This is a genomic window from Enterobacter cloacae complex sp. GYL001 (genome assembly GCF_049237125.1).
GTDB lineage: Bacteria > Pseudomonadota > Gammaproteobacteria > Enterobacterales > Enterobacteriaceae > Enterobacter > Enterobacter hormaechei_C.
Map to the genome: position 1 here is coordinate 164,762 of NZ_JBMKGW010000010.1, position 21,713 is coordinate 186,474.

The window sequence follows — 21,713 nt, forward strand, 5'->3', positions numbered from 1 at the left end:
CCGCCATCCGGCGGGCTTTTTACTTTTTCATCTTCTCCACCAGCCACCGGGAAAATTCGCGCATGGCTGGCGTTTCTGCCCTGGACTGCAATCGGGTCAGCCAGTAACTGCCGAGCTCAATCTGCGTCGCAAAGGGCTGCACAATGCGCTCGCTGGCTAACAGATGGGTAAACATATCGACAGGCGCAATAGCAATACCCACCCCTGCCTGAGCGGCCTCCAGCATGGTCACGGACGAATCAAATACCATCACGCGGTGCGTTGGCGAAGGGGGATGCTCGCCGGCCGCCTGCATCCACGCGGTCCACTCGTCGCGTCGGTAGGAGCGCAGCAGCGTAAACCTGAGGATGTCGGCCGGACTGTGCAGACTGGCGGCGATATCAGGCGTACACAGCGGCGCGAGCGGCGCATGACAAAGAAATTCAGCCTCGGTACCGTGCCACGCCCCGCCACCGTAGCGGATCGTATAGTCAAGCCCTTCGGCAGCCGGATCAACGCGGTTGTTATGGGTGGAAAGCTGAAGATCGATGTGTGGATAGCCACGGCGAAAATCCTCCAGCTCCGAGAATAAGACCCCGGTGGCAAACGTACCCACCACGCCGATTTTCAGCTTCTCCTGCGCACGATGGTTAGCGAAGCGATCCAGCATTCCGGCTATACGATCGAACGAATCATTCAGCACCGGCAGTAAATTTTCGCCCTCGGTAGTCAACATCAGCCCGCGCGACACGCGAACGAACAGCTGACAGTTCAGGTGCTGCTCCAGCGTTTTCACATGCTGGCTAATAGCCGAATGCGTCACGTTCAGTTCAATGGCCGCATGCGTAAAGCTGAGATGTCTTGCGGCGGCCTCAAAAGCCCGAAGCGAATTGAGGGGTAGATAGCTTCGCGTCATGGTCGCTTCCGTTAGAAAAATTAACAGCTAATGCTAAATTTAACCGTTTGTCAGGCACTGTCAAATCCAACAGACTACGCCTGTCTGACGGGCCCGGACATCCCCTTGACTCGCTATTACGGAAGATTACTGATGATGAAAAAATCCCTTTGCTGCGCCCTGCTGCTCGGCATCTCTTGCTCTGCTCTCGCCACGCCAGTGTCAGAAAAACAGCTGGCGGAGGTGGTCGCGAATACGGTTACCCCGCTGATGAAAGCCCAGTCTGTTCCAGGCATGGCGGTGGCCGTTATTTATCAGGGAAAACCGCACTATTACACGTTTGGCAAGGCCGATATCGCGGCGAATAAACCCGTTACGCCTCAGACCCTGTTCGAGCTGGGTTCTATAAGTAAAACCTTCACCGCCGTTTTAGGTGGGGATGCCATTGCTCGCGGTGAAATTTCGCTGGACGATCCGGTGACCAGATACTGGCCACAGCTGACGGGCAAGCAGTGGCAGGGTATTCGTATGCTGGATCTCGCCACCTACACCGCTGGCGGCCTGCCGCTACAGGTACCGGATGAGGTCACGGATAACGCCTCCCTGCTGCGCTTTTATCAAAACTGGCAGCCGCAGTGGAAGCCTGGCACAACGCGTCTTTACGCCAACGCCAGCATCGGTCTTTTTGGTGCGCTGGCGGTCAAACCTTCTGGCATGCCCTATGAGCAGGCCATGACGACGCGGGTCCTTAAGCCGCTCAAGCTGGACCATACCTGGATTAACGTGCCGAAAGCGGAAGAGGCGCATTACGCCTGGGGCTATCGTGACGGTAAAGCGGTGCGCGTTTCGCCGGGTATGCTGGATGCACAAGCCTATGGCGTGAAAACCAACGTGCAGGATATGGCGAACTGGGTCATGGCAAACATGGCGCCGGAGAACGTTGCTGATGCCTCACTTAAGCAGGGCATCGCGCTGGCGCAGTCGCGCTACTGGCGTATCGGGTCAATGTATCAGGGTCTGGGCTGGGAGATGCTCAACTGGCCCGTGGAGGCCAACACGGTGGTCGAGGGCAGCGACAGTAAGGTAGCACTGGCGCCGTTGCCCGTGGCAGAAGTGAATCCACCGGCTCCCCCGGTCAAAGCGTCCTGGGTCCATAAAACGGGCTCTACTGGCGGGTTTGGCAGCTACGTGGCCTTTATTCCTGAAAAGCAGATCGGTATTGTGATGCTCGCGAATACAAGCTATCCGAACCCGGCACGCGTTGAGGCGGCATACCATATCCTCGAGGCGCTACAGTAAAACATTGCCGGGTGGCGCTGCGCTTACCCGGCAAAACATCCTGCACAATCTCCCGCATTTTCCCTGCTGTCATCTACACTTAACAAAAAACAGTAAGGAAACTCCTATGCGCATTCTGCCTGTTATTGCCGCAGTAACAGCCGCGTTTTTAGTGGTTGCTTGCAGTTCCCCTACTCCTCCGCCTGGCGTCACGGTAGTCAGTAATTTCGACGCACAGCGCTTCCTCGGCACCTGGTATGAAATCGCCCGAATGGACCATCAGTTCGAACGGGGCTTAGAAAAAGTCACGGTCAGCTACAGCGCGATGGATGACGGCGGGATCCGGGTCATTAACCGCGGTTATAACCCGGATCGCCAGATGTGGCAGCAGTCAGTTGGTCAGGCCTATTTCACCGGCGCGTCTAACCGCGCGGCCATGAAAGTCTCTTTCATCGGCCCATTCTACGGCGGGTATAACGTCATTGCGCTGGACAGAGAGTACCGCCATGCGCTGGTGTGTGGGCCGGATCGCAACTATCTATGGCTCCTCTCCCGCACGCCAACGATCTCGACGGAAATGAAACAGCAGATGCTGGACATAGCGACCCGGCAAGGGTTTGACGTGACGAAATTAATCTGGGTAAAACAGCTGCATTAGTGCGTACTGAGTTTTAACCCGATGATACCCGCGACGATTAACGCGAGGCTGGCGATACGCGCCAGACTCGCAGACTCCCCCAGCAGCAGAATGCCGGTAATGGCAGCTCCTACCGCGCCAATTCCAGTCCAGACAGCGTAAGCCGTTCCGACTGGCAAGGTTCGCATCGCCCATGACAGCATAACGATACTGACAATCATTGCGGCGATAGTGATGACGCTGGGCGTCAGGCGGGTAAAACCGTGGGTATATTTCAGGCCAATTGCCCATACCACTTCGAGCAAACCGGCAATAACAAGAACGATCCAGGACATATCAGGCTCCTTAACTTAACGACAAGTTGGGGCCGTCCCCGATGAATGAAGCGCTTACGGGTCGTCCCGCAAGGCTGAGGTTGCGCCTTATATTTTGGTTAGCATGGAATTTTTTTTCAAACTTTTTCTGCTGAACACGTTAAGGCAAGAAATAGCCTCAGTAAGGCACGGAGTTCAGGCATTTATGACTCATCCGACTTCTCTATGATGATAGGCTTTCTGATGGCAGGAAGCCAAACCACTAGCCGACTGCGAAAATTATATGTTCAAAATTCTTTTGATTGACCGTTGTCACTTCACCCGCACGGGATTTGAAGCCTGGCTCAATCATTCAGACCTGTTTTCGGGTCATTTCGTCGTAACCGGGGTAAATAATCTTTTCCTCGCCAGAGAGCATATCCTGCAATGGAAACCTGCGCTGGTCATCGCTGATTTATCGGGCTTCCGGCAGGATTTACACCATTTTCAGCAGCTATCTTCCCTGCTTATTGCCAGCGAAACATTGCCTTTTATTATGCTGCAATCGGGGCAGGAGCAGGAGATGACAGATTATCTTGCGCAGTTCCCGATATGGTCTTCACTCTCCAAAAATACCGATCTGGAAGGGCTGGCGGCGGTGATAAACGACGCGCTAACGACATGCGCAAGCGCGGAGCTTCCGGAAATGGCGGCACCGTTACTGACGCGTCAGGAAGAGAGAGTATTGACCCTGTGGATGGATGGTGCGAGCAACCAGAAAATTGCCAGCAATCTGCGCATTAACGGAAAAACGGTGTATACGTACAAACGCAATATCCGCATGAAGCTTCATATGGACACGCGTTACTCCCCGTTTTTATCGCTACAGGAAGTGGAGAATTGACGGTACGGTGAAGTTAGCTGCCGTACCGTCGCTTTCATTAGTTCTGAGCTTTAGTTGCTGCGCCAGAAATCGCGTTACCACCGTCGGAGATATCTTCCCCTACGCCACGGGTGGTGTTACATGCAGTCAGTACCGAAGAAAGCACCAGAACAGAAAAGATCGCTGCAATTGTTTTCTTAACCATAATATCTTCCTTTTATAGCCAAAGTTATTTTGTGTATAGCAACTTAAGAATAGACAAGATCTTGTCGTTTGACGGAAAAGGAAGAATTTTTAGGAAAATTAGACGGAATTAGCTGGCCGCATGGGAAATGATATGGCCGAGATCCTGAATATCTTCGCCCACGCCACGCGCGGTGTTGCAACCGGAGAGAATTGCGCTGGAGAACGCTAACAGAAGCAGAATTTTAACGGTACGTTTCATCTTCCCTGCCTGCAAAATCAGGCGCAGCGGGCGCTGCGCCTTTAATCATGACGTAAATTACTTCACGCGGGATACATATTCGCCGGAGCGGGTATCCACTTTGATCACTTCACCGATCTGTACGAACAGTGGCACTTTAACCACCGCGCCGGTAGACAGGGTGGCAGGCTTGCCGCCAGTACCTGCGGTATCACCTTTCAGACCTGGATCGGTTTCAACGATTTCCAGCTCAACGAAGTTCGGAGGCGTAACCGCGATAGGCTGACCGTTCCACAGGGTAACGATGCACTCAGCCTGATCCAGCAGCCACTTGGCGTTGTCGCCAATCGCTTTCGCGTCCGCAGACAGCTGCTCGAAGGTTTCGTTGTTCATGAAGTGCCAGAACTCACCGTCGTTGTACAGGTAAGTCAGGTTCATATCGACAACATCAGCGCCTTCAGCGGAGTCAGTAGATTTGAAGGTTTTCTCAACACGGGTACCGGTCAGCAGGCGGCGCAGCTTAACGCGTGCGAATGCCTGGCCTTTACCTGGTTTAACGAATTCGCTGGCTTCAACCGCGTACGGTTCGCCGTCCATCATGATTTTAAGACCAGCACGAAAATCGTTGCTATAGTACGTTGCCATAAGGCCCTCTAAATTTGTTAACTGGTAGCTAAGCCACAAAATGGCGCATATTGTAACCCTAAACACCCCGTCCAGAGAAGATTGGTTATCGCAACTTGCCGATGTAATCACCAGTCCTGATGAATTGCTGCGTCTTTTAGACCTCGAACAGCACGAAGCGTTGCGTGCAGGTCGTGAGGCGAAGCGCCTTTTCGCCCTGCGCGTTCCCCGCGCGTTTGTTGCCCGAATGGAAAAGGGTAACCCTGATGATCCATTATTAAAACAAACCCTTACCTCTCAGGATGAGTTTATTACCGCCCCCGGATACAGCACCGATCCGCTGGAAGAGCAAAACAGTGTCGTACCGGGTTTGCTGCATAAATACCGTAATCGCGCCCTGCTGCTGGTTAAGGGTGGTTGCGCGGTAAATTGCCGCTATTGCTTCCGTCGCCACTTCCCGTACGCCGAAAATCAGGGCAATAAACGCAACTGGCAGGTGGCACTGGACTACATCGCGGCGCACCCGGAGCTGGATGAAATCATCTTTTCCGGCGGCGACCCGCTGATGGCAAAAGATCATGAGCTGGACTGGCTGCTGACTCAGCTTGAGACCATCCCGCACATTAAGCGTCTGCGCATTCACAGCCGTTTACCGATCGTCATCCCGGCGCGTATCACCGACGCCCTGGTCACGCGCCTGGAGCAGTCCCGTTTGCAGGTGCTGCTGGTGAACCATATCAACCACGCGAATGAAATTGACGCGGACTTTCGTGCGGCGATGGCGCGTATGCGAAAGGCAGGCGTGACGCTGCTCAACCAGAGCGTATTACTGCGCGGCGTGAACGACAGCGCCCGCGTGCTGGCCGATCTCAGCAATGCCTTATTTGATGCGAGCGTAATGCCCTATTACCTGCATGTTCTGGATCGCGTCCAGGGCGCGGCGCACTTCATGGTGACAGATGAAGAGGCCCGGAAGATTATGCGCGAGCTGTTAACGCTGGTTTCGGGTTATATGGTGCCGAAACTGGCACGTGAGATTGGCGGAGAGCCGAGTAAGACGCCGCTGGATTTGCAGCTGCGGCAGCAGTAAAAAGGCAGGTAGCGCTACGCTTACCTGCCCTGGAGATAAAGCGGCAGCGCCATCAAAAAGTTATATCAGTTCGGGCACTTATAGACCTGGCCGTTCATCTGGCTGGCGGTTGGCACAAAGCTGGACAGCATCCCCTGCGTCGGGCTGCTCACCCCGTAAATCACATTGCCGCCCATTGCCGCAGCCTTATTACGCAGGGCATTGGCCGCACCGCGCATAGAGCCGCCCTCTTCGCCGTGCTGCCCCGACATCCAGTTGCTTTGCTCGCCAGTGGCGGTGCCTAACAGCTGGCATTCGCTGCCCGGCTTATCTTCCACAAAGCGAACGCTCTGGCCCGCTGCCGTCAGCTCATTGCTGGTGCTACAACCCGCCAGCAGCAATGCTGCACCTACAATCCCTGCACAGACTTTTATGCGCATGTTATTCCTCGTTTTCAATAAGCTGGACAGTAGTTGTCCGCGTGTAAACCTTATACTAAAAAGATGACCAAAAGAAAAATGCTGAGCATTTCTGCGAGCCAGATTCCGCTGGCACTCCTCCGACATCTTAAATGAATTCTGATAATAACCTTTGGGATATCGTGTTTTAGCCCCCGATCGTTTTTAGTGATGCGACGTACAACTTTTGTACGCGACTCAAAAAAGGGGGTTTCATGAGTGCATCATCCTCAGGAGAGGAAAAAGTAACCTGGGTGGGCTATCTGGCGTTCGTGCTCACCATCGTATTTTTCTCAGGTTTTTTCGCCAAAAGTACCGAATGGTGGCGCGTGCTGGATTTCACCGTGCTGAACGGCAGCTTTGGACCGGTGAACGGCGCGCTAACGTTTCGCGGTGAGGGCGGCACAGGAGCGAAAGACGGTTTTTTATTTGCCCTTGAACTGGCGCCCTCGGTCATTTTATCGCTCGGGATCATTGCCGTTACCGAGGGGCTGGGCGGGCTGCGCGCCGCACAACAGCTCATGACGCCCATTCTGCGCCCGCTGCTCGGCGTGCCGGGCATCTGCTCTCTGGCGCTTATCGCCAACCTGCAAAATACCGATGCAGCCGCAGGGATGACCAAAGAGTTGACTGACGAAGGGGCGATTACTGACCATGAACGCGCCATTTTCGCCACCTTCCAGACCAGCGGTAGCGCCATTATTACCAACTATTTTTCTTCTGGTGCCGCACTCTTTACCTTTATTACCGTCCCGGTGATCACGCCGCTTGCCGTCATTCTGGTGTTCAAATTTGTTGGCGCGAACTTCCTGCGACTGTGGATCGCCCACATGGAAGTTCGCCGCGTTCAGGAGGAAAGATGATCGCCCAGCCGCGTAAAAATATCATGGACCTGTTTATCGATGGCGCCCGCCGCGGCTTTACCATCGCCACCACCAGCCTGCTGCCGAACGTGGTCATGGCGTTTGTCATCATTCAGGCGCTCAAGGTAACCGGCCTGCTGGATATTGTCGGCAGGGTATGCGAGCCCATCATGGCCCTGTGGGGGCTTCCGGGTGCGGCGGCAACGGTTCTTCTGGCCTCGGTAATGAGCATGGGCGGCGGTGTGGGGGTCTGCGCCAGTCTGGTCGCTGCCGGCACGCTCAACGGTCACGATGCCACCATCCTGCTGCCCGCCATCTATCTGATGGGTAATCCGGTGCAAAACACGGGCCGTTGCCTTGGCACCGCAGGCGTCAACCCGAAGTATTATCCGCACATCATCACTATCTGCGTCATTAACGCCCTGCTCTCAATGTGGGTGATGCAGCTACTCTTCTGAGGAGATAAAAATGGATTTTTCAGTGCTGGAACCGCACCTTTTCCGCAATGCGCAGCTTTACGCTCCCGAGGAGCTTGGGCATTGCGATCTGCTGATTGCCGGAGGAAAAATCGTCGCAGTCGAAAAAGCGGGCCACGCCACAACGAGGCCAGACTGTCCTGAAAGCGATCTCGCCGGAGCGGTGGTTTGTCCGGGGTTTATCGATCAGCATGTACACCTGATTGGCGGCGGCGGTGAAGCCGGTCCCCACACCCGGACGCCAGAGGTGCGATTGTCTGCGCTGGTGGCGGCTGGCATCACCTCCGTTGTTGGCCTGCTGGGCACCGACGGCGTGACCCGCCATCCCGAGTCGCTGCTGGCGAAAACGCGGGCGCTTGAGCATGAAGGGATCAGCGCGTGGATGCTGACAGGCGCGTATGGCCTGCCTTCTCCGACGATTACCGGCAGTATCGAAAAGGATGTGGCGCTGATTGATAAAATCATTGGCGTGAAATGCGCGATTTCCGACCATCGCTCTTCCGCTCCGGCAGATGACCAGCTCGCGAATATAGCCGCCCAGTCGCGAGTCGGCGGGCTGCTGGGCGCCAAAGCGGGGATATCCGTGTTTCACCTCGGCAACAGCCCGAAACTTCTGGAGCCGCTGCTTAACATCCTGAATAACGCCGACGTGCCCCGTACGAAGCTGCTGCCAACTCACGTCAACCGCGCCCAGGCACTGTTCCACGCCGCACTGGACTATGCCCGCGAAGGGGGGTACATCGACATCACCACCAGCATCAGCGAGCCTGTTGATGCCGCCACCGCTATCGCGACGGCCCGTGAAGCACAGGTGCCGTTTAACCGGCTCACGCTCAGCTCGGATGGCAACGGCAGCCAGCCGAATTTTGACGCAAATGGTAATCTTGTTGGCATTGGCGTGGCGGGATTTGAGTCCCTGCTTGAGACGCTACAGCAGCTGGTCGGCCGGTATCACCTGCCGCTGGAGGAGGCGCTTCTGCCGTTTACGCGTAACGTGGCGGAGTTTCTCGGCCTGGAGCATAAAGGGCGGATCGCGCCCGGATGCGATGCCGACGTCCTGGTGCTGACCGATGATCTGAAGATCCGTGAGGTCTGGGCGAAAGGCCGCCAGATGGTGCGTGGAGGCGTTGTGTGCGTGAAAGGCACCTTCGAGTAGAAGACAATAAAAAACCCCGGGCATTGCTGCCCGGGGTTCGTTCTGAGAGGTTCAGAACAACATGATTACATCATGCCGCCCATGCCACCCATGCCGCCCATACCACCAGCAGCACCTAAGTCAGGCGCGTCGCCTTTAGGCAGGTCGGTCACCATGCACTCGGTCGTGATCATCAGACCAGCTACAGATGCCGCGTATTGCAGTGCAGAACGGGTCACTTTAGTTGGATCCAGGATACCGAAGTCGATCATGTTGCCGTATTCTTCAGTTGCCGCGTTGTAACCGTAGTTACCTTCACCCGCTTTCACGTTGTTCGCAACCACAGACGGCTCTTCACCGGCGTTGGACACGATCTGACGCAGAGGAGCTTCCATCGCGCGCAGCGCAACTTTGATACCCACGTTCTGGTCTTCGTTCTGAGCAGTCAGGCCAGCCAGTTTAGCGGCTACACGTACCAGCGCGACACCACCACCAGCAACCACGCCTTCTTCTACCGCAGCACGGGTCGCGTGCAGAGCATCGTCAACGCGTGCTTTCTTCTCTTTCATTTCAACTTCGGTAGCCGCACCGACTTTGATTACCGCTACGCCGCCTGCCAGTTTCGCTACGCGCTCCTGGAGTTTTTCACGGTCGTAATCGGAAGTTGCTTCTTCGATCTGCTTACGGATCTGACCAACACGGCCCTGAATAGCAGCTTCTTCACCCACACCGTCGATGATGGTGGTGGTGTCTTTGTTGATCACAACGCGTTTCGCCTGGCCCAGGTCTTCCAGGGTCGCTTTTTCCAGCTCCATACCGATCTCTTCGGAGATCACGGTACCGCCAGTCAGGGTAGCGATATCCTGAAGCATCGCTTTACGACGATCGCCGAAGCCAGGTGCTTTAACCGCTGCCACTTTCACGATGCCACGCATGGTGTTAACCACCAGAGTCGCCAGCGCTTCGCCTTCAACGTCTTCAGCAATGATTACCAGCGGCTTGCCTGCTTTCGCAACGGCTTCCAGCACTGGCAGCATTTCGCGGATGTTGGAGATTTTCTTGTCAGCCAGCAGGATGAACGGGCTTTCCAGCTCAACAGCGCCAGTTTCTGGCTTGTTGATGAAGTATGGAGACAGGTAACCGCGATCGAACTGCATACCTTCAACCACGTCCAGTTCGTCTTCCAGACCAGTACCGTCTTCAACGGTGATCACGCCTTCTTTACCGACTTTATCCATCGCTTCAGCGATCAGTTTACCTACGGTTTCGTCGGAGTTAGCGGAGATAGTACCAACCTGAGCAATGGCTTTAGAGTCAGAGCACGGTACGGACAGCGCTTTCAGTTCTTCAACAGCAGAGGCGACAGCTTTGTCGATACCACGTTTCAGATCCATTGGGTTCATGCCCGCAGCAACGGCTTTCAGGCCTTCGGTGATGATCGCCTGCGCCAGTACGGTCGCGGTGGTGGTACCGTCACCGGCAGCGTCGTTCGCTTTAGAGGCAACTTCTTTCACCATCTGTGCGCCCATGTTTTCGAACTTGTCTTCCAGCTCGATTTCACGTGCAACAGAAACACCATCTTTGGTGATGGTTGGCGCGCCGAAGGATTTGTCCAGCACTACGTTACGGCCTTTCGGGCCCAGAGTGACTTTCACTGCGTCTGCCAGTACGTTTACGCCGCGGAGCATTTTTACACGAGCGTCGTTACCGAATTTTACGTCTTTAGCTGCCATGTTCTTATTTCCTCAAATTCGTACAGTTTTCGTGCGTTAATTACGCTTCAACAATTGCCAGAATGTCGCTCTCGGACATGATCAACACTTCTTCATTGTCGATCTTCTCGGATTTCACGCCGTAGCCATCGTTGAAAATGACGATGTCACCAACTTTAACGTCCAGTGGCTGCACAGTTCCGTTTTCCAGGATGCGGCCCTTACCGACAGCGATGATTTCGCCACGCGTTGATTTTGCTGCTGCTGAACCGGTCAGAACGATACCGCCCGCAGACTTGGTTTCAACTTCTTTACGTTTGACGATCACACGATCATGTAACGGACGAATACTCATTGATAGCTCTCCTTTGAGAAAGTCATTATCAGTTATGGATGACGCCGGTCCGCATGCGGTTTTCCGGCTAGTGCCCTGAGAGATGGGGATAGCTTTTTACCCCTTCAAGGGGTAATCGAAAAAAAATTTGCGAAAGTGTTACCATCCACTCTCTTTTGATGGTGGCGGGACGAGGTAAATGAGTGGACTCAGGCAGGAGTTGGGGCTGGCGCAGGGCATTGGCTTACTCTCAACGTCTTTGTTAGGCACGGGGGTATTTGCGGTTCCCGCGCTGGCGGCGTTGGTTGCCGGCAATAACAGTCTTTGGGCATGGCCGGTGCTGATCGTGCTGGTGTTTCCGGTGGCGATTGTCTTTGCCATACTCGGGCGGCACTTCCCGAGCGCAGGCGGCGTAGCGCATTTTGTCGGCATGGCGTTTGGGCCGCGGATGGAGCGCGTCACCGGCTGGCTATTTTTGTCGGTGATACCCGTTGGCCTTCCGGCAGCCCTGCATATCGCAACCGGCTTCGGACAGGCGCTGTTTGGCTGGCACGATGAACAGCTGCTGCTGGCTGAACTCGGTACGCTGGCCATTGTCTGGTGGGTTGGCTCGCGCGGGGCCAGTTCCAGCGCCAATCTGCAAACGCTGGTCGCCGTGTTAATTGTCGCGCTGATCGTCGCCATCTGGTTTGCGGGTGACATTACGGTGGCGGATATTCCTTTCCCCGCGATTAACGACATCGACCACGCACAGCTTTTCGCTGCACTATCCGTCATGTTCTGGTGTTTCGTCGGTCTGGAGGCGTTCGCTCATCTGGCATCCGAGTTCAAACAGCCCGAGCGTGATTTTCCCCGCGCCCTGATGATTGGCCTGCTGCTGGCGGGTACCGTGTACTGGGCCTGTACCGTACTGGTGCTGCACTTTAACGCATTCGGTGAAGAGAAAGCCGCCGCCGCGTCGCTGCCGGGCATCGTGGTGCAGCTGTTTGGCGTTAAAGCCCTGTGGGTAGCCTGCGTAATTGGCTATCTCGCCTGCTTTGCCAGCCTCAACATCTATATTCAGAGCTTCGCCCGGCTGGTGTGGTCTCAGGCACTTTATAAACCGGATAGCCCCCTCTCACGCCTGTCAAAGCGTCAGCTTCCGGTGAATGCGCTGAATAGCGTACTGGGCTGCTGCGTGGTGAGTTCTCTGGCCATTTATCTCCTCGACATCAACCTTGACGCGCTGATTGTCTACGCCAACGGTATTTTCATCATGATCTACCTGCTGTGCATGCTGGCGGGCTGTCGGCTACTGAAAGGACGCTTTAAGGCGCTGGCGGCTGTCGGGTGTGTCCTGTGCCTGATGCTGCTGGCGATGGTGGGATGGAAGAGTGTGTACGCCATCGTCATGCTGGCGGGGCTGTGGGTGTTTTTACCGAAGCGGCAAAAGCCGCAGGCCCGGTGAGCGAGCGCCACCGGGCCACAAACTCACCGATCGTCTTTATGATCTAACCGGTCGCGCTGCTCATCCTTACGCTGATATTCCCCTTCAAAGGTATCCCCCGGGCCGGTGCTGAAACCACCGCCTGGCATACGGCTGAAACGCAGATGCGGCAGCAGCTTCATGGTCAGGTGCTTCTGCACCGGCGGCAACAGCAACAGCAGGCCGAGGAAGTCGGTAAAGAAGCCCGGCAGGATCAGCAGCAGGCCAGCAATAATCAGCGACACGCTTTTGATCATCTCGGCGGCCGGGCTTTCGCCTGCGGCCATCTTCTGCTGCATTAACAGGAAATTTTTGAAACCCTGATTGCGCACCAGCGACATGCCGATGACGGAGGTGAAGATCACCAGAATCAGCGTCAGCAGGACGCCCAGCACATGGGCAACCTGGATGAAAATCGAAATTTCAATGTAAACATAAAGAAAGAAAGCAATAAATGGTATCCAGCGCACTGGCATCTCCTGTATGGCAGGTGCCTTCTGGCCCCTGACTGAATGTGTTCGCGAAGCGCGTAGATAAGAGATGGTGACGGTTAGCCAAATTTCAATCGGTTTGCACGGATATTTTTTCTGGAAATATTAAAGCGGTGACATATTTCACAGATTAATAATTATCATGAAATCGGGTCGATAATAAGTGATCCAGCTTACGGCAATTCGCTATCATCAGCATATGATCTCGAACATCTGGCCGATTGAGGGAATAATCGTCGGTCATAAAATATTCAAAACCACATATATACTGTGTGTTTAGTACAATCCATCGGCAGCTTGAAAAGAAGGTTCACATGTTAAACAACATTCGTATCGAAGAAGATTTGTTGGGTACCAGGGAAGTTCCAGCGGATGCCTACTATGGTGTTCACACTCTGAGAGCGATTGAAAACTTCTACATCAGCAACAGCAAAATCAGCGACATCCCTGAATTTGTGCGTGGCATGGTGATGGTAAAAAAAGCCGCGGCTCTGGCGAACAAAGAGCTGCAAACCATTCCTAAAAGCGCTGCAAATGCGATTATCGCCGCGTGCGATGAGGTGCTGAACAACGGTAAATGCATGGATCAGTTCCCGGTTGACGTCTATCAGGGCGGCGCGGGCACCTCCGTCAACATGAACACCAACGAAGTGCTGGCAAACATCGGCCTGGAGCTGATGGGTCATCAGAAAGGTGAATACCAGTACCTGAACCCGAACGACCACGTTAACAAATGTCAGTCCACCAACGACGCCTACCCAACCGGCTTCCGCATCGCGGTGTATGCCTCTGTCGTTAAACTGGTCGACGCGATTAATCAGCTGGGCGATGGCTTCCAGCGTAAAGCCGTAGAGTTCCAGGACATCCTGAAAATGGGCCGTACCCAGTTGCAGGACGCGGTGCCAATGACCCTCGGACAGGAATTCCACGCGTTTAACGTGCTGCTGAACGAAGAGACGAAAAACCTGCTGCGCACGTCCGAACTGCTGCTGGAAGTGAACCTGGGCGCAACCGCCATCGGTACACGCCTGAACACGCCAGATGGCTATCAGCAGCTGGCGGTACAGAAGCTGGCTGAAGTGTCCAACCTGCCGGTTGTGCCTGCGGAAGACCTGATTGAAGCTACCTCAGACTGCGGCGCCTACGTGATGGTGCACAGCGCACTGAAACGTCTGGCGGTGAAACTGTCCAAAATCTGTAACGACCTGCGCCTGCTCTCCTCCGGTCCGCGCGCTGGCCTGAATGAAATCAACCTGCCAGAGTTGCAGGCGGGTTCATCCATCATGCCAGCTAAAGTGAACCCGGTGGTGCCAGAAGTGGTGAACCAGGTTTGCTTCAAGGTTATTGGTAACGATACGACCGTCACCATGGCCTCCGAAGCCGGTCAGCTCCAGCTGAACGTGATGGAGCCGGTGATTGGCCAGGCAATGTTTGAATCTATCCATATTCTGACCAACGCCTGCTACAACCTGCTGGAAAAATGCATCAACGGCATCACCGCGAATAAAGAAGTGTGTGAAGGCTACGTCTATAACTCCATCGGCATCGTCACCTACCTCAACCCGTTCATCGGCCACCACAACGGCGATATCGTCGGGAAGATTTGTGCCGAAACCGGTAAGAGCGTGCGTGAGGTGGTTCTCGAGCGAGGATTGTTGACCGAAGCCGAACTGGACGATATCTTCTCCGCCCAGAACCTGATGCACCCGGCATATAAAGCGAAACGATATACCGATGAAAGCGAACAGTAACCGTTCAGGCTAAGCTTCCGAAAGGCACGTCACTTGTGACGTGCCTTTTTTCTTTATGGGCGTTACCAAAACACAACAATTCAATATCAACTTGTTAATGAGCAAGGCAGGTCTTTATGTTTGGAGCAGAACTCGTCATCGTCCTGTTGGCGATTTATTTGGGCGCACGACTCGGGGGTATCGGCATCGGTTTTGCCGGCGGTCTCGGGGTGCTTGTACTTACCCTGATCTTTCAGATTAAACCCGGCGCAATCCCTTTTGACGTTATCGAAATCATCATGGCGGTTATTGCTGCTATCGCGGCTATGCAGGTCGCAGGCGGCATGGACTACCTGGTGAGCCTGGCGGAGCGAATGCTGCGTCGCCATCCGAAATACATCACCTTCCTTGCCCCGCTGGTGACCTGGTTTATGACCATTCTCGCCGGTACTGGCCATACCGCTTTCTCCACGTTGCCGGTAATCACCGAAGTGGCGAAAGAACAGGGTATTCGCCCGTCTCGCCCTCTTTCTATTGCCGTGGTCGCCTCCCAGATTGCGATTACCGCCTCGCCCATTTCCGCGGCGGTGGTCTTCTTCGCGGGTATCCTTGAGCCGATGGGCGTAAGTTACCTGACGCTGCTGGCAATCTGTATTCCGGTCACGCTGATTGCGGTAATGATCACTGCCGTGCTGTGTAACTTCCTCGGCGCCGAGCTGAAAGACGATCCGGTTTACCAGGAGCGTCTGGCAAAAGGTGAAGTGAGCCTGCGCGGTAGTCAGGTCTTCGAGCTGAAGCCGCATGCAAAACGCTCCGTGCTGCTGTTCCTGATTGGTATCGTCGCCGTGATGTTCTACGCGACCGCCATCAGCGATACGGTAGGTCTGATCCAGAACCCGGTTCTGCCGCGTAACGAAGCCATTGTGGTATTTATGCTGACCATCGCGACGCTGATCAGCATCACCTGTAAAATCGACACCAGCGAAGTGCTGAACGCCAGCACCTTCAAATCCGGCATGAGCGCCTGCGTGTGCGTGCTGGGCGTGGCGTGGCTCGGTGATACCTTTGTGAAAGCGCACATTAGCGATATCCAGACCGTTGCAGGCGACCTGCTGCACAACTATCCGTGGCTGCTGGCGGTAGTGCTGTTCTTTGCCGCGACGTTGCTGTACTCCCAGGCTGCGACCACCAAAGCGCTGATGCCTGCGGCACTAATGCTGGGCGTGACGCCGCTGACGGCGATTGCCTCTTTTGCAGCGGTTTCCGCCCTGTTCGTTCTGCCCACCTACCCAACCCTGCTGGCCGCGGTTGAGATGGATGACACCGGCTCAACCCGTATTGGTAAATACGTGTTTAACCACGCGTTCCTGATCCCGGGCGTGGTGGCGATTACGCTCTGCGTGATCCTCGGCTTTATCATCGGCGGCATTGTGCTGTAAACGATTAGCCGTTGTAAAAATAGTTAAAATCGGGCCGCTCTGCGGCCCGTTTCATTAATGACCAACCGCCTTGCGTGATATAGTGAAGACTTTCGTGATGAGGAGGTCGACTTGTGAACACGCCTGATGCTGTTGTTGTACTGTGCACCGCCCCTGATGAAGCTTCTGCCCAGGATCTGGCCGCCAAAGTGTTGGCCGAAAAACTGGCTGCCTGTGTCACACTTCTTCCCGGCGCCACCTCCCTTTATTACTGGGAAGGTAAGCTGGAGCAAGAGTACGAAGTCCAGATGTTGCTCAAAACCAACCTGACAAACCAGCAGGCGCTCCTCGACTGCCTCAAGTCTCATCATCCATACCAAACCCCGGAGCTGCTGGTTCTGCCAGTGGTCCACGGCGATAACGATTATCTCTCATGGCTCAACGCTTCATTACGCTGATCCTGCTGCTGTGCAGCACGTCAGCTTTTGCCGGATTGTTTGACGCACCCGGCCGTTCGAACTTTATTCCTGCCGACCAGGCGTTCGTTTTCGACTTTCAGCAAAACCAGCACGATCTCAGTCTCACCTGGCAGGTGAAAGAGGGTTACTACCTCTATCGCAAGCAGGTCAGCATCACGCCGGCAAAGGCGAACGTCGGCGCATTGCAGATGCCCGCTGGCGAGTGGCACGAGGATGAGTTCTACGGTAAGAGTGAAATTTATCGCCAGCGCTTAAGCGTGCCCGTCACGGTGAATCAGGCGGGTAAAGGCGCCACATTAACGGTCACCTATCAGGGCTGCGCCGACGCCGGATTCTGTTACCCACCTGAAACAAAGGTCGTTCCGCTTAGCGAAGTGAAAGCGGCGGCCTCCCCTCTCCCCCCAGGGGAGAGGGCCAGGGTGAGGGGTGAAGGCAAAGCCGCTTCAGACCTTCCGTTCTCCGCGCTTTGGGCGTTATTGATTGGTATCGGCATCGCCTTTACGCCCTGCGTGCTGCCCATGTACCCGCTTATCTCTGGCATCGTGCTGGGCGGTAAACAACGCCTTTCCACCGCCCGCGCGCTGTTGCTGGCCTTTATCTATGTGCAGGGCATGGCGTTAACCTATACGGCGCTCGGCCTCGTGGTCGCCGCTGCCGGGTTGCAGTTCCAGGCCGCCCTTCAGCACCCTTATGTGCTTATCGGACTGTCAGCGGTGTTTATTCTGCTGGCGCTGTCGATGTTTGGCCTGTTCACCCTGCAACTGCCCTCTTCCCTGCAAACCCGTCTGACGCTGATGAGCAACCGTCAGCAGGGTGGCTCTGCGGGCGGCGTGTTCGCCATGGGTGCCATCGCCGGGCTGATTTGCTCCCCCTGCACCACCGCGCCGCTGAGCGCCATCCTGTTATACATTGCCCAGAGCGGCAACCTGTGGCTCGGCGGCGGCACGCTGTACCTCTACGCGCTCGGCATGGGCCTGCCGCTGATCCTGATGACGGTGTTTGGCAATCGTCTGCTGCCGAAGAGCGGCCCGTGGATGGAGACGGTGAAAACCGCGTTTGGTTTTGTCATTCTGGCGCTGCCGGTATTTCTGCTGGAGCGCATCATCGGTGATGTGTGGGGTACGCGTCTTTGGGCGATGCTCGGCGTGGCCTTCTTCAGCTGGGCGTTTATCGTGAGTCTGGGGGCGAAGAAACCGTGGATGCGCCTGCTACAGATCCTTCTGCTGGCGGCCGCGCTGGTGAGCGTCCGTCCACTACAGGACTGGGCGTTTGGCACCCCGGCAGGTCAAACGCAGGCTCATCTGAATTTTATACAGATTAAGAACGTGGATGACCTTAACCGCGCCCTGGCGCAGGCGAAAGGCAAACCGGTCATGCTCGATCTCTACGCCGACTGGTGCGTGGCCTGCAAAGAGTTTGAAAAATACACCTTCAGCGATCCGCAGGTACAACATGCGCTGAGCGATACCGTTCTGCTCCAGGCGAACGTTACCGCCAACAGCGCGCAGGATAAGGCTCTACTGAAGCAACTTAATGTGCTCGGGCTGCCTACCATCCTGTTCTTCAATGAACAGGGGGAAGAACAGCTGACGCAGCGTGTAACCGGGTTTATGGACGCGACGGCATTCAACGCGCATTTGCGCAATCGCCAACCGTAAACAACACTTTAGACGGGACAAACCGTTGGGAATAGCGGAGGAGATAACCGTGCAACGCGAAGACGTACTGGGACAAGCCCTGCAATTGCTTGAGATTCAAGGGATCGCCAGCACCACGCTTGAGATGGTCGCCGACCGTATCGATTACCCTCTGGATGAACTTAAGCGCTTCTGGCCGGATAAAGAGGCGCTGCTGTATGATGCCCTGCGCTATCTCAGCCAGCAGGTGGATATCTGGCGCAGGCAGCTGATGCTGAATGAAGAGCTGACCACCGAGCAAAAGCTGCTGGCGCGCTATACCGCACTGACGGAGTGTGTTACCAACAACCGTTACCCAGGCTGTCTGTTTATCGCCGCCTGCACCTACTATCCGGATCCCGGGCATCCCATCCATCAACTGGCAGATCAGCAAAAACGTGCCGCGCACGAGTTCACACACGAGCTGCTGACCACACTTGAAGTGGATGACCCGGCAATGGTCGCGAAGCAGATGGAGCTGGTGCTGGAAGGTTGCCTGAGCCGCATGCTGGTGAACCGTAGCCAGGCGGATGTGGATACGGCGCACCGTCTGGCGGAAGATATTTTGCGGTTCGCGCAGTGTCGTATGGGTGGTGCACTGACCTAAGCCAGCATTCCCGTCCAGGCGGAAATAAACAAACACAGCGCCATCGCGCGCTGAAATCGCACCATCGCCACGGTGGTGCGGAAAATCCGGTTCACCGCCTTCCCCAGCCACGCCCAGCACAACAAACAAGCCACGGAGATCGCCAGAAACCATAGCGCCATCAGCGCAACATCCCGAAATGCATGGTCGCTTGCCGGAGCAAACAGGCTGACAACTGCCAGCGCCATCATCCACGTTTTTGGGTTTACAACCTGTAATAACGCCGCCGCCCGCGCGGTAAACCGGACATGTCGTCTGGAGGAGAGACTCGCGGCCGGGGCGCTAAACAGCTGCCAGCTCATCCAGGAAAGCCACAGCACGCCCGCCCAGCTCATTACCTGACGTATCAGCGGATACTGGCGTAACACTTCTCCTGCCCCAGCACCTGAAACCAGAACAATAGCGCTGGCGGCAATACACCCGCCCAGGATCGCAGGAACCGTATTTTTTACGCCAAAGTGCTGACTGTTAGCCAGTACCAGAATATTGGTTGGCCCCGGTGTAATCGAGGCGACAAATGCAAACAGCAGGAAGGGTAATAAATTCACAGGTGACTCCTTTTTTATTAGAGCCACGAATGTGCCGTTATTTTCTGGAAACGTCTGGAAGGTTTGTGCACAACCGACGGTAGTGTGCCGGAGAAATACGGTATGCCCGCTGGAACCAGCGACCAAGATGGCTTTGATCGGCAAAACCCACTACCGCCGCAACATCAACAGGCAGTTCCCCACACGCCAGCATCTGTCGGGCCTTTGCCAGGCGCAGCTGGATAAGCCAGGCGTGCGGTGCCAGGTGAAATTCGCGCTTAAAACAGCGGGTGAGCGTAAAGCGGTCCGTACCCGTCTCACGGGCAAGGTCTGACAGCCCCACGTTCTCGCCGATATGCGCATAGAGATAGTCGCGGGCACGATGCGCCACGGCGGAGCTTTGTAACTGAGACGGGAGTTTCTTACGCCAGTGGCAGTGGGCAGTGATCTGAGAGAGCAGGTTATCCATTGTGCTCTGTTGGACGATCTTCATTTCATCGTTATGCAACGAGGCAAATGTATCACCGATAGCGCGCACCAACTGAGGCTCTCGCGTCAGCGTTTGGGCAAAGTGGAGGGTGTAGCTCCCGGGAGTAGAGTCGTACAGCCCTTGAAGCGTACGGGTGAGCCAGTGTTCATCCAGATAAAAGGTCAGATAAGTAAAGCCCCCCTCTATCGGCGCATCACCGTCATGGATCTCCCCGGGCTCAAGTAAAAAAGCATCGCCCGGCTGGCTACGGTGGCGTTCACGGCGACAGTGGAACTGCTGGGTGCCGGAAAGGGTTATTCCGACCAGATAGCTATCATGCCAGTGGGGATCAAAGGCATGTCCTTCGAAATGCGCCTTAATTGTCTCAATACCTGTTTCTGCATGCTGACGCAGCTCAAGCCAGTCGTTTGCCATACTGCCCTCCTCTTACCGTCAGCATTGTCACATCTTGCCTGAACTGTCTGGAAGATTTGTGCAATTCCAGGGCACAAACGGACAGATTGCCGCAAACTTAAGCAGTTGAACAGCTTTTCCCGAAATAATGTTGACGATCGCGCGCGATTGCGGTTTAATGCGCTCCGTTGCCCGGATAGCTCAGTCGGTAGAGCAGGGGATTGAAAATCCCCGTGTCCTTGGTTCGATTCCGAGTCCGGGCACCACTATTTAAAGAACCCAGCCTACGGCTGGGTTTTTGCTTTTCTGTATCCGCTACGCATTGAATTTTCCCTTCTGTCAGGTAATAGTGATTTTTTCCCCTGACAATGAAAATGATATGACCTTATCTGCTTTAAAAGTCGGGTCACTGCTCCTGCTGTTGATCCTGTTTTATACCGGCCTGTTCACGAGCGATCGCATCACCTGGCTGATGGAGGTGACGCCCGTCATTATCATCATCCCACTTCTGCTTGCCACGCACCGGCGATACCCCCTGACTCCCCTTCTCTATACCTTGATTTTCTTCCACGCCATCATTCTGATGGTTGGTGGTATGTACACCTATGCAAAGGTTCCGGTTGGTTTTGAGGTTCAGGAGATGCTCGGGCTTAGCCGAAATCCGTATGACAAGCTCGGTCACTTCTTCCAGGGGCTGGTTCCCGCACTGGCAGCGCGAGAAATTCTGCTGCGCGGTGGGTATGTTCGTGGACATAAGATGACGGGATTTCTGGTGTGCTGTGTTGCTCTGGCCATTAGCGCCACCTATGAACTCATTGAGTGGTGGGCAGCTTTGGCAATGGGACAGGGTGCGGATGATTTTCTGGGGACGCAGGGCGATCCATGGGATACCCAGTCAGATATGTTTTGCGCGCTGCTTGGTGCGTTAACGACGGTGCTGATCCTTGGGCGTTTCCATCAGCGGCAATTGCTTCGTTTGAATGTTTGTCAGGGATAGTACGCTCTGAGTTGCCGGGTGGCGGCTTCGCCTTGCCCGGCCTGCCGTTTTTCGACGTACAAACGCAAAAAGGCCATCCTTCCGGATGGCCTCTTCACTTGTTTGATGCCTGGCAGTTCCCTACTCTCACATGGGGAGACCCCACACTACCATCGGCGCTACGGCGTTTCACTTCTGAGTTCGGCATGGGGTCAGGTGGGACCACCGCGCTAAAGCCGCCAGGCAAATTCTGTTAATCTGTATCAGGCTGAAAATCGTGTCTGTCTCTTCGCCAAAACACCTTCGGCGTTGTAAGGTTAAGCCTCACGGTTCATTAGTATCGGTTAGCTCAACGCATCGCT

25 protein-coding genes, 1 tRNA gene and 1 rRNA gene are annotated in these 21,713 nt (G+C 55.1%); 15 read left to right on the forward strand and 12 right to left on the reverse strand.

Going from position 1 to position 21,713, the window contains the following annotated elements; genetic code table 11:
• Positions 1 to 19: 19 nt before the first annotated feature.
• The gene (gene ampR, locus ACOTWU_RS17535; RefSeq protein WP_040117107.1) at positions 20 to 895 is read right to left on the reverse strand and encodes a LysR family transcriptional regulator AmpR; all 876 of its coding nucleotides are present in this window, start codon (positions 893 to 895) and stop codon (positions 20 to 22) included.
• Positions 896 to 1,027: 132 nt separating this feature from the next.
• On the opposite strand from ampR, the gene ACOTWU_RS17540 reads away from it, so the two are divergent.
• On the forward strand, positions 1,028 to 2,173 hold the full coding sequence (locus tag ACOTWU_RS17540; protein WP_045328874.1) for a cephalosporin-hydrolyzing class C beta-lactamase ACT-40: 1,146 nt from the start codon (positions 1,028 to 1,030) through the stop codon (positions 2,171 to 2,173).
• 106 nt (positions 2,174 to 2,279) lie between these two features.
• The gene (locus ACOTWU_RS17545) at positions 2,280 to 2,810 is read left to right on the forward strand and encodes a lipocalin family protein (protein ID WP_023295791.1); all 531 of its coding nucleotides are present in this window, start codon (positions 2,280 to 2,282) and stop codon (positions 2,808 to 2,810) included.
• Here ACOTWU_RS17545 and sugE read toward each other — a convergent pair.
• On the reverse strand, positions 2,807 to 3,124 hold the full coding sequence (sugE, locus tag ACOTWU_RS17550) for a quaternary ammonium compound efflux SMR transporter SugE (RefSeq protein ID WP_015572453.1): 318 nt from the start codon (positions 3,122 to 3,124) through the stop codon (positions 2,807 to 2,809). The two genes, ACOTWU_RS17545 and sugE, sit on opposite strands and share 4 nt — an antisense overlap.
• Before the next feature lie 262 nt (positions 3,125 to 3,386).
• On the opposite strand from sugE, the gene ACOTWU_RS17555 reads away from it, so the two are divergent.
• The gene (locus ACOTWU_RS17555) at positions 3,387 to 3,986 is read left to right on the forward strand and encodes a response regulator transcription factor (protein WP_045328875.1); all 600 of its coding nucleotides are present in this window, start codon (positions 3,387 to 3,389) and stop codon (positions 3,984 to 3,986) included.
• 37 nt (positions 3,987 to 4,023) lie between these two features.
• Here ACOTWU_RS17555 and ecnB read toward each other — a convergent pair whose 3' ends face one another.
• The 3 genes from ecnB to efp all read right to left on the reverse strand — a co-directional run bounded on the left by ecnB (position 4,024) and on the right by efp (position 5,034).
• Complete coding sequence (gene ecnB, locus ACOTWU_RS17560; protein WP_003855942.1) at positions 4,024 to 4,170, reverse strand: lipoprotein toxin entericidin B; 147 nt, start codon at positions 4,168 to 4,170, stop codon at positions 4,024 to 4,026.
• A gap of 108 nt (positions 4,171 to 4,278) precedes the next feature.
• On the reverse strand, positions 4,279 to 4,410 hold the full coding sequence (locus ACOTWU_RS17565; protein ID WP_015572451.1) for an entericidin A/B family lipoprotein: 132 nt from the start codon (positions 4,408 to 4,410) through the stop codon (positions 4,279 to 4,281).
• Between the two features lie 57 nt (positions 4,411 to 4,467).
• Positions 4,468 to 5,034 carry an elongation factor P gene (gene efp, locus ACOTWU_RS17570; RefSeq protein WP_003855940.1) on the reverse strand — a complete coding sequence of 189 codons (567 nt, stop codon included), beginning with the start codon at positions 5,032 to 5,034 and terminating at the stop codon, positions 4,468 to 4,470.
• Positions 5,035 to 5,074: 40 nt separating this feature from the next.
• Here efp and epmB point away from each other — a divergent pair, with 40 nt between their 5' ends.
• The gene (epmB, locus tag ACOTWU_RS17575) at positions 5,075 to 6,103 is read left to right on the forward strand and encodes an EF-P beta-lysylation protein EpmB (protein ID WP_126498747.1); all 1,029 of its coding nucleotides are present in this window, start codon (positions 5,075 to 5,077) and stop codon (positions 6,101 to 6,103) included.
• Between the two features lie 65 nt (positions 6,104 to 6,168).
• Here epmB and ACOTWU_RS17580 read toward each other — a convergent pair whose 3' ends face one another.
• A complete protein-coding gene (locus ACOTWU_RS17580) occupies positions 6,169 to 6,522 on the reverse strand; it encodes a DUF4156 domain-containing protein (protein ID WP_063134276.1) in 354 nt (117 codons plus the stop codon).
• Between the two features lie 233 nt (positions 6,523 to 6,755).
• Between ACOTWU_RS17580 and ACOTWU_RS17585 the strand changes: the two genes are divergently transcribed.
• The 3 genes from ACOTWU_RS17585 to iadA are packed head-to-tail and all read left to right on the forward strand — an operon-like array spanning position 6,756 to position 9,035.
• Positions 6,756 to 7,403, forward strand: coding sequence for a nucleoside recognition domain-containing protein (locus ACOTWU_RS17585; RefSeq protein ID WP_015572449.1), 648 nt, complete (start codon positions 6,756 to 6,758; stop codon positions 7,401 to 7,403).
• Positions 7,400 to 7,861 carry a YjiG family protein gene (locus ACOTWU_RS17590; protein WP_015572448.1) on the forward strand — a complete coding sequence of 154 codons (462 nt, stop codon included), beginning with the start codon at positions 7,400 to 7,402 and terminating at the stop codon, positions 7,859 to 7,861. The genes ACOTWU_RS17585 and ACOTWU_RS17590 overlap by 4 nt, the downstream gene beginning before the upstream one ends.
• Before the next feature lie 10 nt (positions 7,862 to 7,871).
• A complete protein-coding gene (gene iadA / locus ACOTWU_RS17595; protein WP_045907411.1) occupies positions 7,872 to 9,035 on the forward strand; it encodes a beta-aspartyl-peptidase in 1,164 nt (387 codons plus the stop codon).
• 65 nt (positions 9,036 to 9,100) lie between these two features.
• Here the strand turns inward: iadA and groL are convergent, their stop codons facing one another.
• Both groL and ACOTWU_RS17605 read right to left on the reverse strand, forming a co-directional pair.
• Complete coding sequence (groL, locus tag ACOTWU_RS17600) at positions 9,101 to 10,747, reverse strand: chaperonin GroEL (RefSeq protein ID WP_015572446.1); 1,647 nt, start codon at positions 10,745 to 10,747, stop codon at positions 9,101 to 9,103.
• A 40-nt stretch (positions 10,748 to 10,787) separates the two neighbouring features.
• On the reverse strand, positions 10,788 to 11,081 hold the full coding sequence (locus tag ACOTWU_RS17605) for a co-chaperone GroES (RefSeq protein ID WP_003855929.1): 294 nt from the start codon (positions 11,079 to 11,081) through the stop codon (positions 10,788 to 10,790).
• 178 nt (positions 11,082 to 11,259) lie between these two features.
• On the opposite strand from ACOTWU_RS17605, the gene yjeH reads away from it, so the two are divergent.
• The gene (gene yjeH, locus ACOTWU_RS17610) at positions 11,260 to 12,507 is read left to right on the forward strand and encodes an L-methionine/branched-chain amino acid transporter (protein ID WP_032104117.1); all 1,248 of its coding nucleotides are present in this window, start codon (positions 11,260 to 11,262) and stop codon (positions 12,505 to 12,507) included.
• 23 nt (positions 12,508 to 12,530) lie between these two features.
• On the opposite strand, the gene ACOTWU_RS17615 is transcribed toward yjeH, so the two are convergent.
• Complete coding sequence (locus tag ACOTWU_RS17615) at positions 12,531 to 12,995, reverse strand: FxsA family protein (RefSeq protein WP_003855925.1); 465 nt, start codon at positions 12,993 to 12,995, stop codon at positions 12,531 to 12,533.
• 335 nt (positions 12,996 to 13,330) lie between these two features.
• On the opposite strand from ACOTWU_RS17615, the gene aspA reads away from it, so the two are divergent.
• The 5 genes from aspA (at position 13,331) to ACOTWU_RS17640 (ending at position 18,926) form a co-directional block, all read left to right on the forward strand.
• Positions 13,331 to 14,767 carry an aspartate ammonia-lyase gene (aspA, locus tag ACOTWU_RS17620; RefSeq protein WP_003855923.1) on the forward strand — a complete coding sequence of 479 codons (1,437 nt, stop codon included), beginning with the start codon at positions 13,331 to 13,333 and terminating at the stop codon, positions 14,765 to 14,767.
• A gap of 116 nt (positions 14,768 to 14,883) precedes the next feature.
• Entirely contained in the window at positions 14,884 to 16,185 is a 1,302-nt protein-coding gene (locus ACOTWU_RS17625; protein ID WP_003855921.1) for an anaerobic C4-dicarboxylate transporter, read from the forward strand.
• 113 nt (positions 16,186 to 16,298) lie between these two features.
• On the forward strand, positions 16,299 to 16,622 hold the full coding sequence (gene cutA, locus ACOTWU_RS17630; RefSeq protein ID WP_003855908.1) for a divalent cation tolerance protein CutA: 324 nt from the start codon (positions 16,299 to 16,301) through the stop codon (positions 16,620 to 16,622).
• Positions 16,598 to 18,301 carry a protein-disulfide reductase DsbD gene (locus tag ACOTWU_RS17635; protein WP_063859811.1) on the forward strand — a complete coding sequence of 568 codons (1,704 nt, stop codon included), beginning with the start codon at positions 16,598 to 16,600 and terminating at the stop codon, positions 18,299 to 18,301. Before cutA ends, ACOTWU_RS17635 begins: the two co-directional genes overlap by 25 nt.
• A gap of 49 nt (positions 18,302 to 18,350) precedes the next feature.
• Entirely contained in the window at positions 18,351 to 18,926 is a 576-nt protein-coding gene (locus tag ACOTWU_RS17640) for a transcriptional regulator (protein ID WP_017383972.1), read from the forward strand.
• On the opposite strand, the gene ACOTWU_RS17645 is transcribed toward ACOTWU_RS17640, so the two are convergent.
• The gene (locus ACOTWU_RS17645; RefSeq protein WP_032671509.1) at positions 18,923 to 19,513 is read right to left on the reverse strand and encodes a LysE family translocator; all 591 of its coding nucleotides are present in this window, start codon (positions 19,511 to 19,513) and stop codon (positions 18,923 to 18,925) included. The two genes, ACOTWU_RS17640 and ACOTWU_RS17645, sit on opposite strands and share 4 nt — an antisense overlap.
• Before the next feature lie 37 nt (positions 19,514 to 19,550).
• Entirely contained in the window at positions 19,551 to 20,396 is an 846-nt protein-coding gene (locus ACOTWU_RS17650; RefSeq protein ID WP_032652259.1) for an AraC family transcriptional regulator, read from the reverse strand.
• 169 nt (positions 20,397 to 20,565) lie between these two features.
• Here ACOTWU_RS17650 and ACOTWU_RS17655 point away from each other — a divergent pair.
• A tRNA-Phe gene (locus ACOTWU_RS17655) sits at positions 20,566 to 20,641 on the forward strand.
• A gap of 113 nt (positions 20,642 to 20,754) precedes the next feature.
• Positions 20,755 to 21,372: a DUF2238 domain-containing protein gene (locus tag ACOTWU_RS17660; RefSeq protein WP_015572442.1), complete on the forward strand. Its 618-nt coding sequence runs from the start codon at positions 20,755 to 20,757 to the stop codon at positions 21,370 to 21,372.
• 107 nt (positions 21,373 to 21,479) lie between these two features.
• On the opposite strand, the gene rrf is transcribed toward ACOTWU_RS17660, so the two are convergent.
• Positions 21,480 to 21,595, reverse strand: a 5S ribosomal RNA gene (rrf, locus tag ACOTWU_RS17665).
• Positions 21,596 to 21,713: the final 118 nt, after the last annotated feature.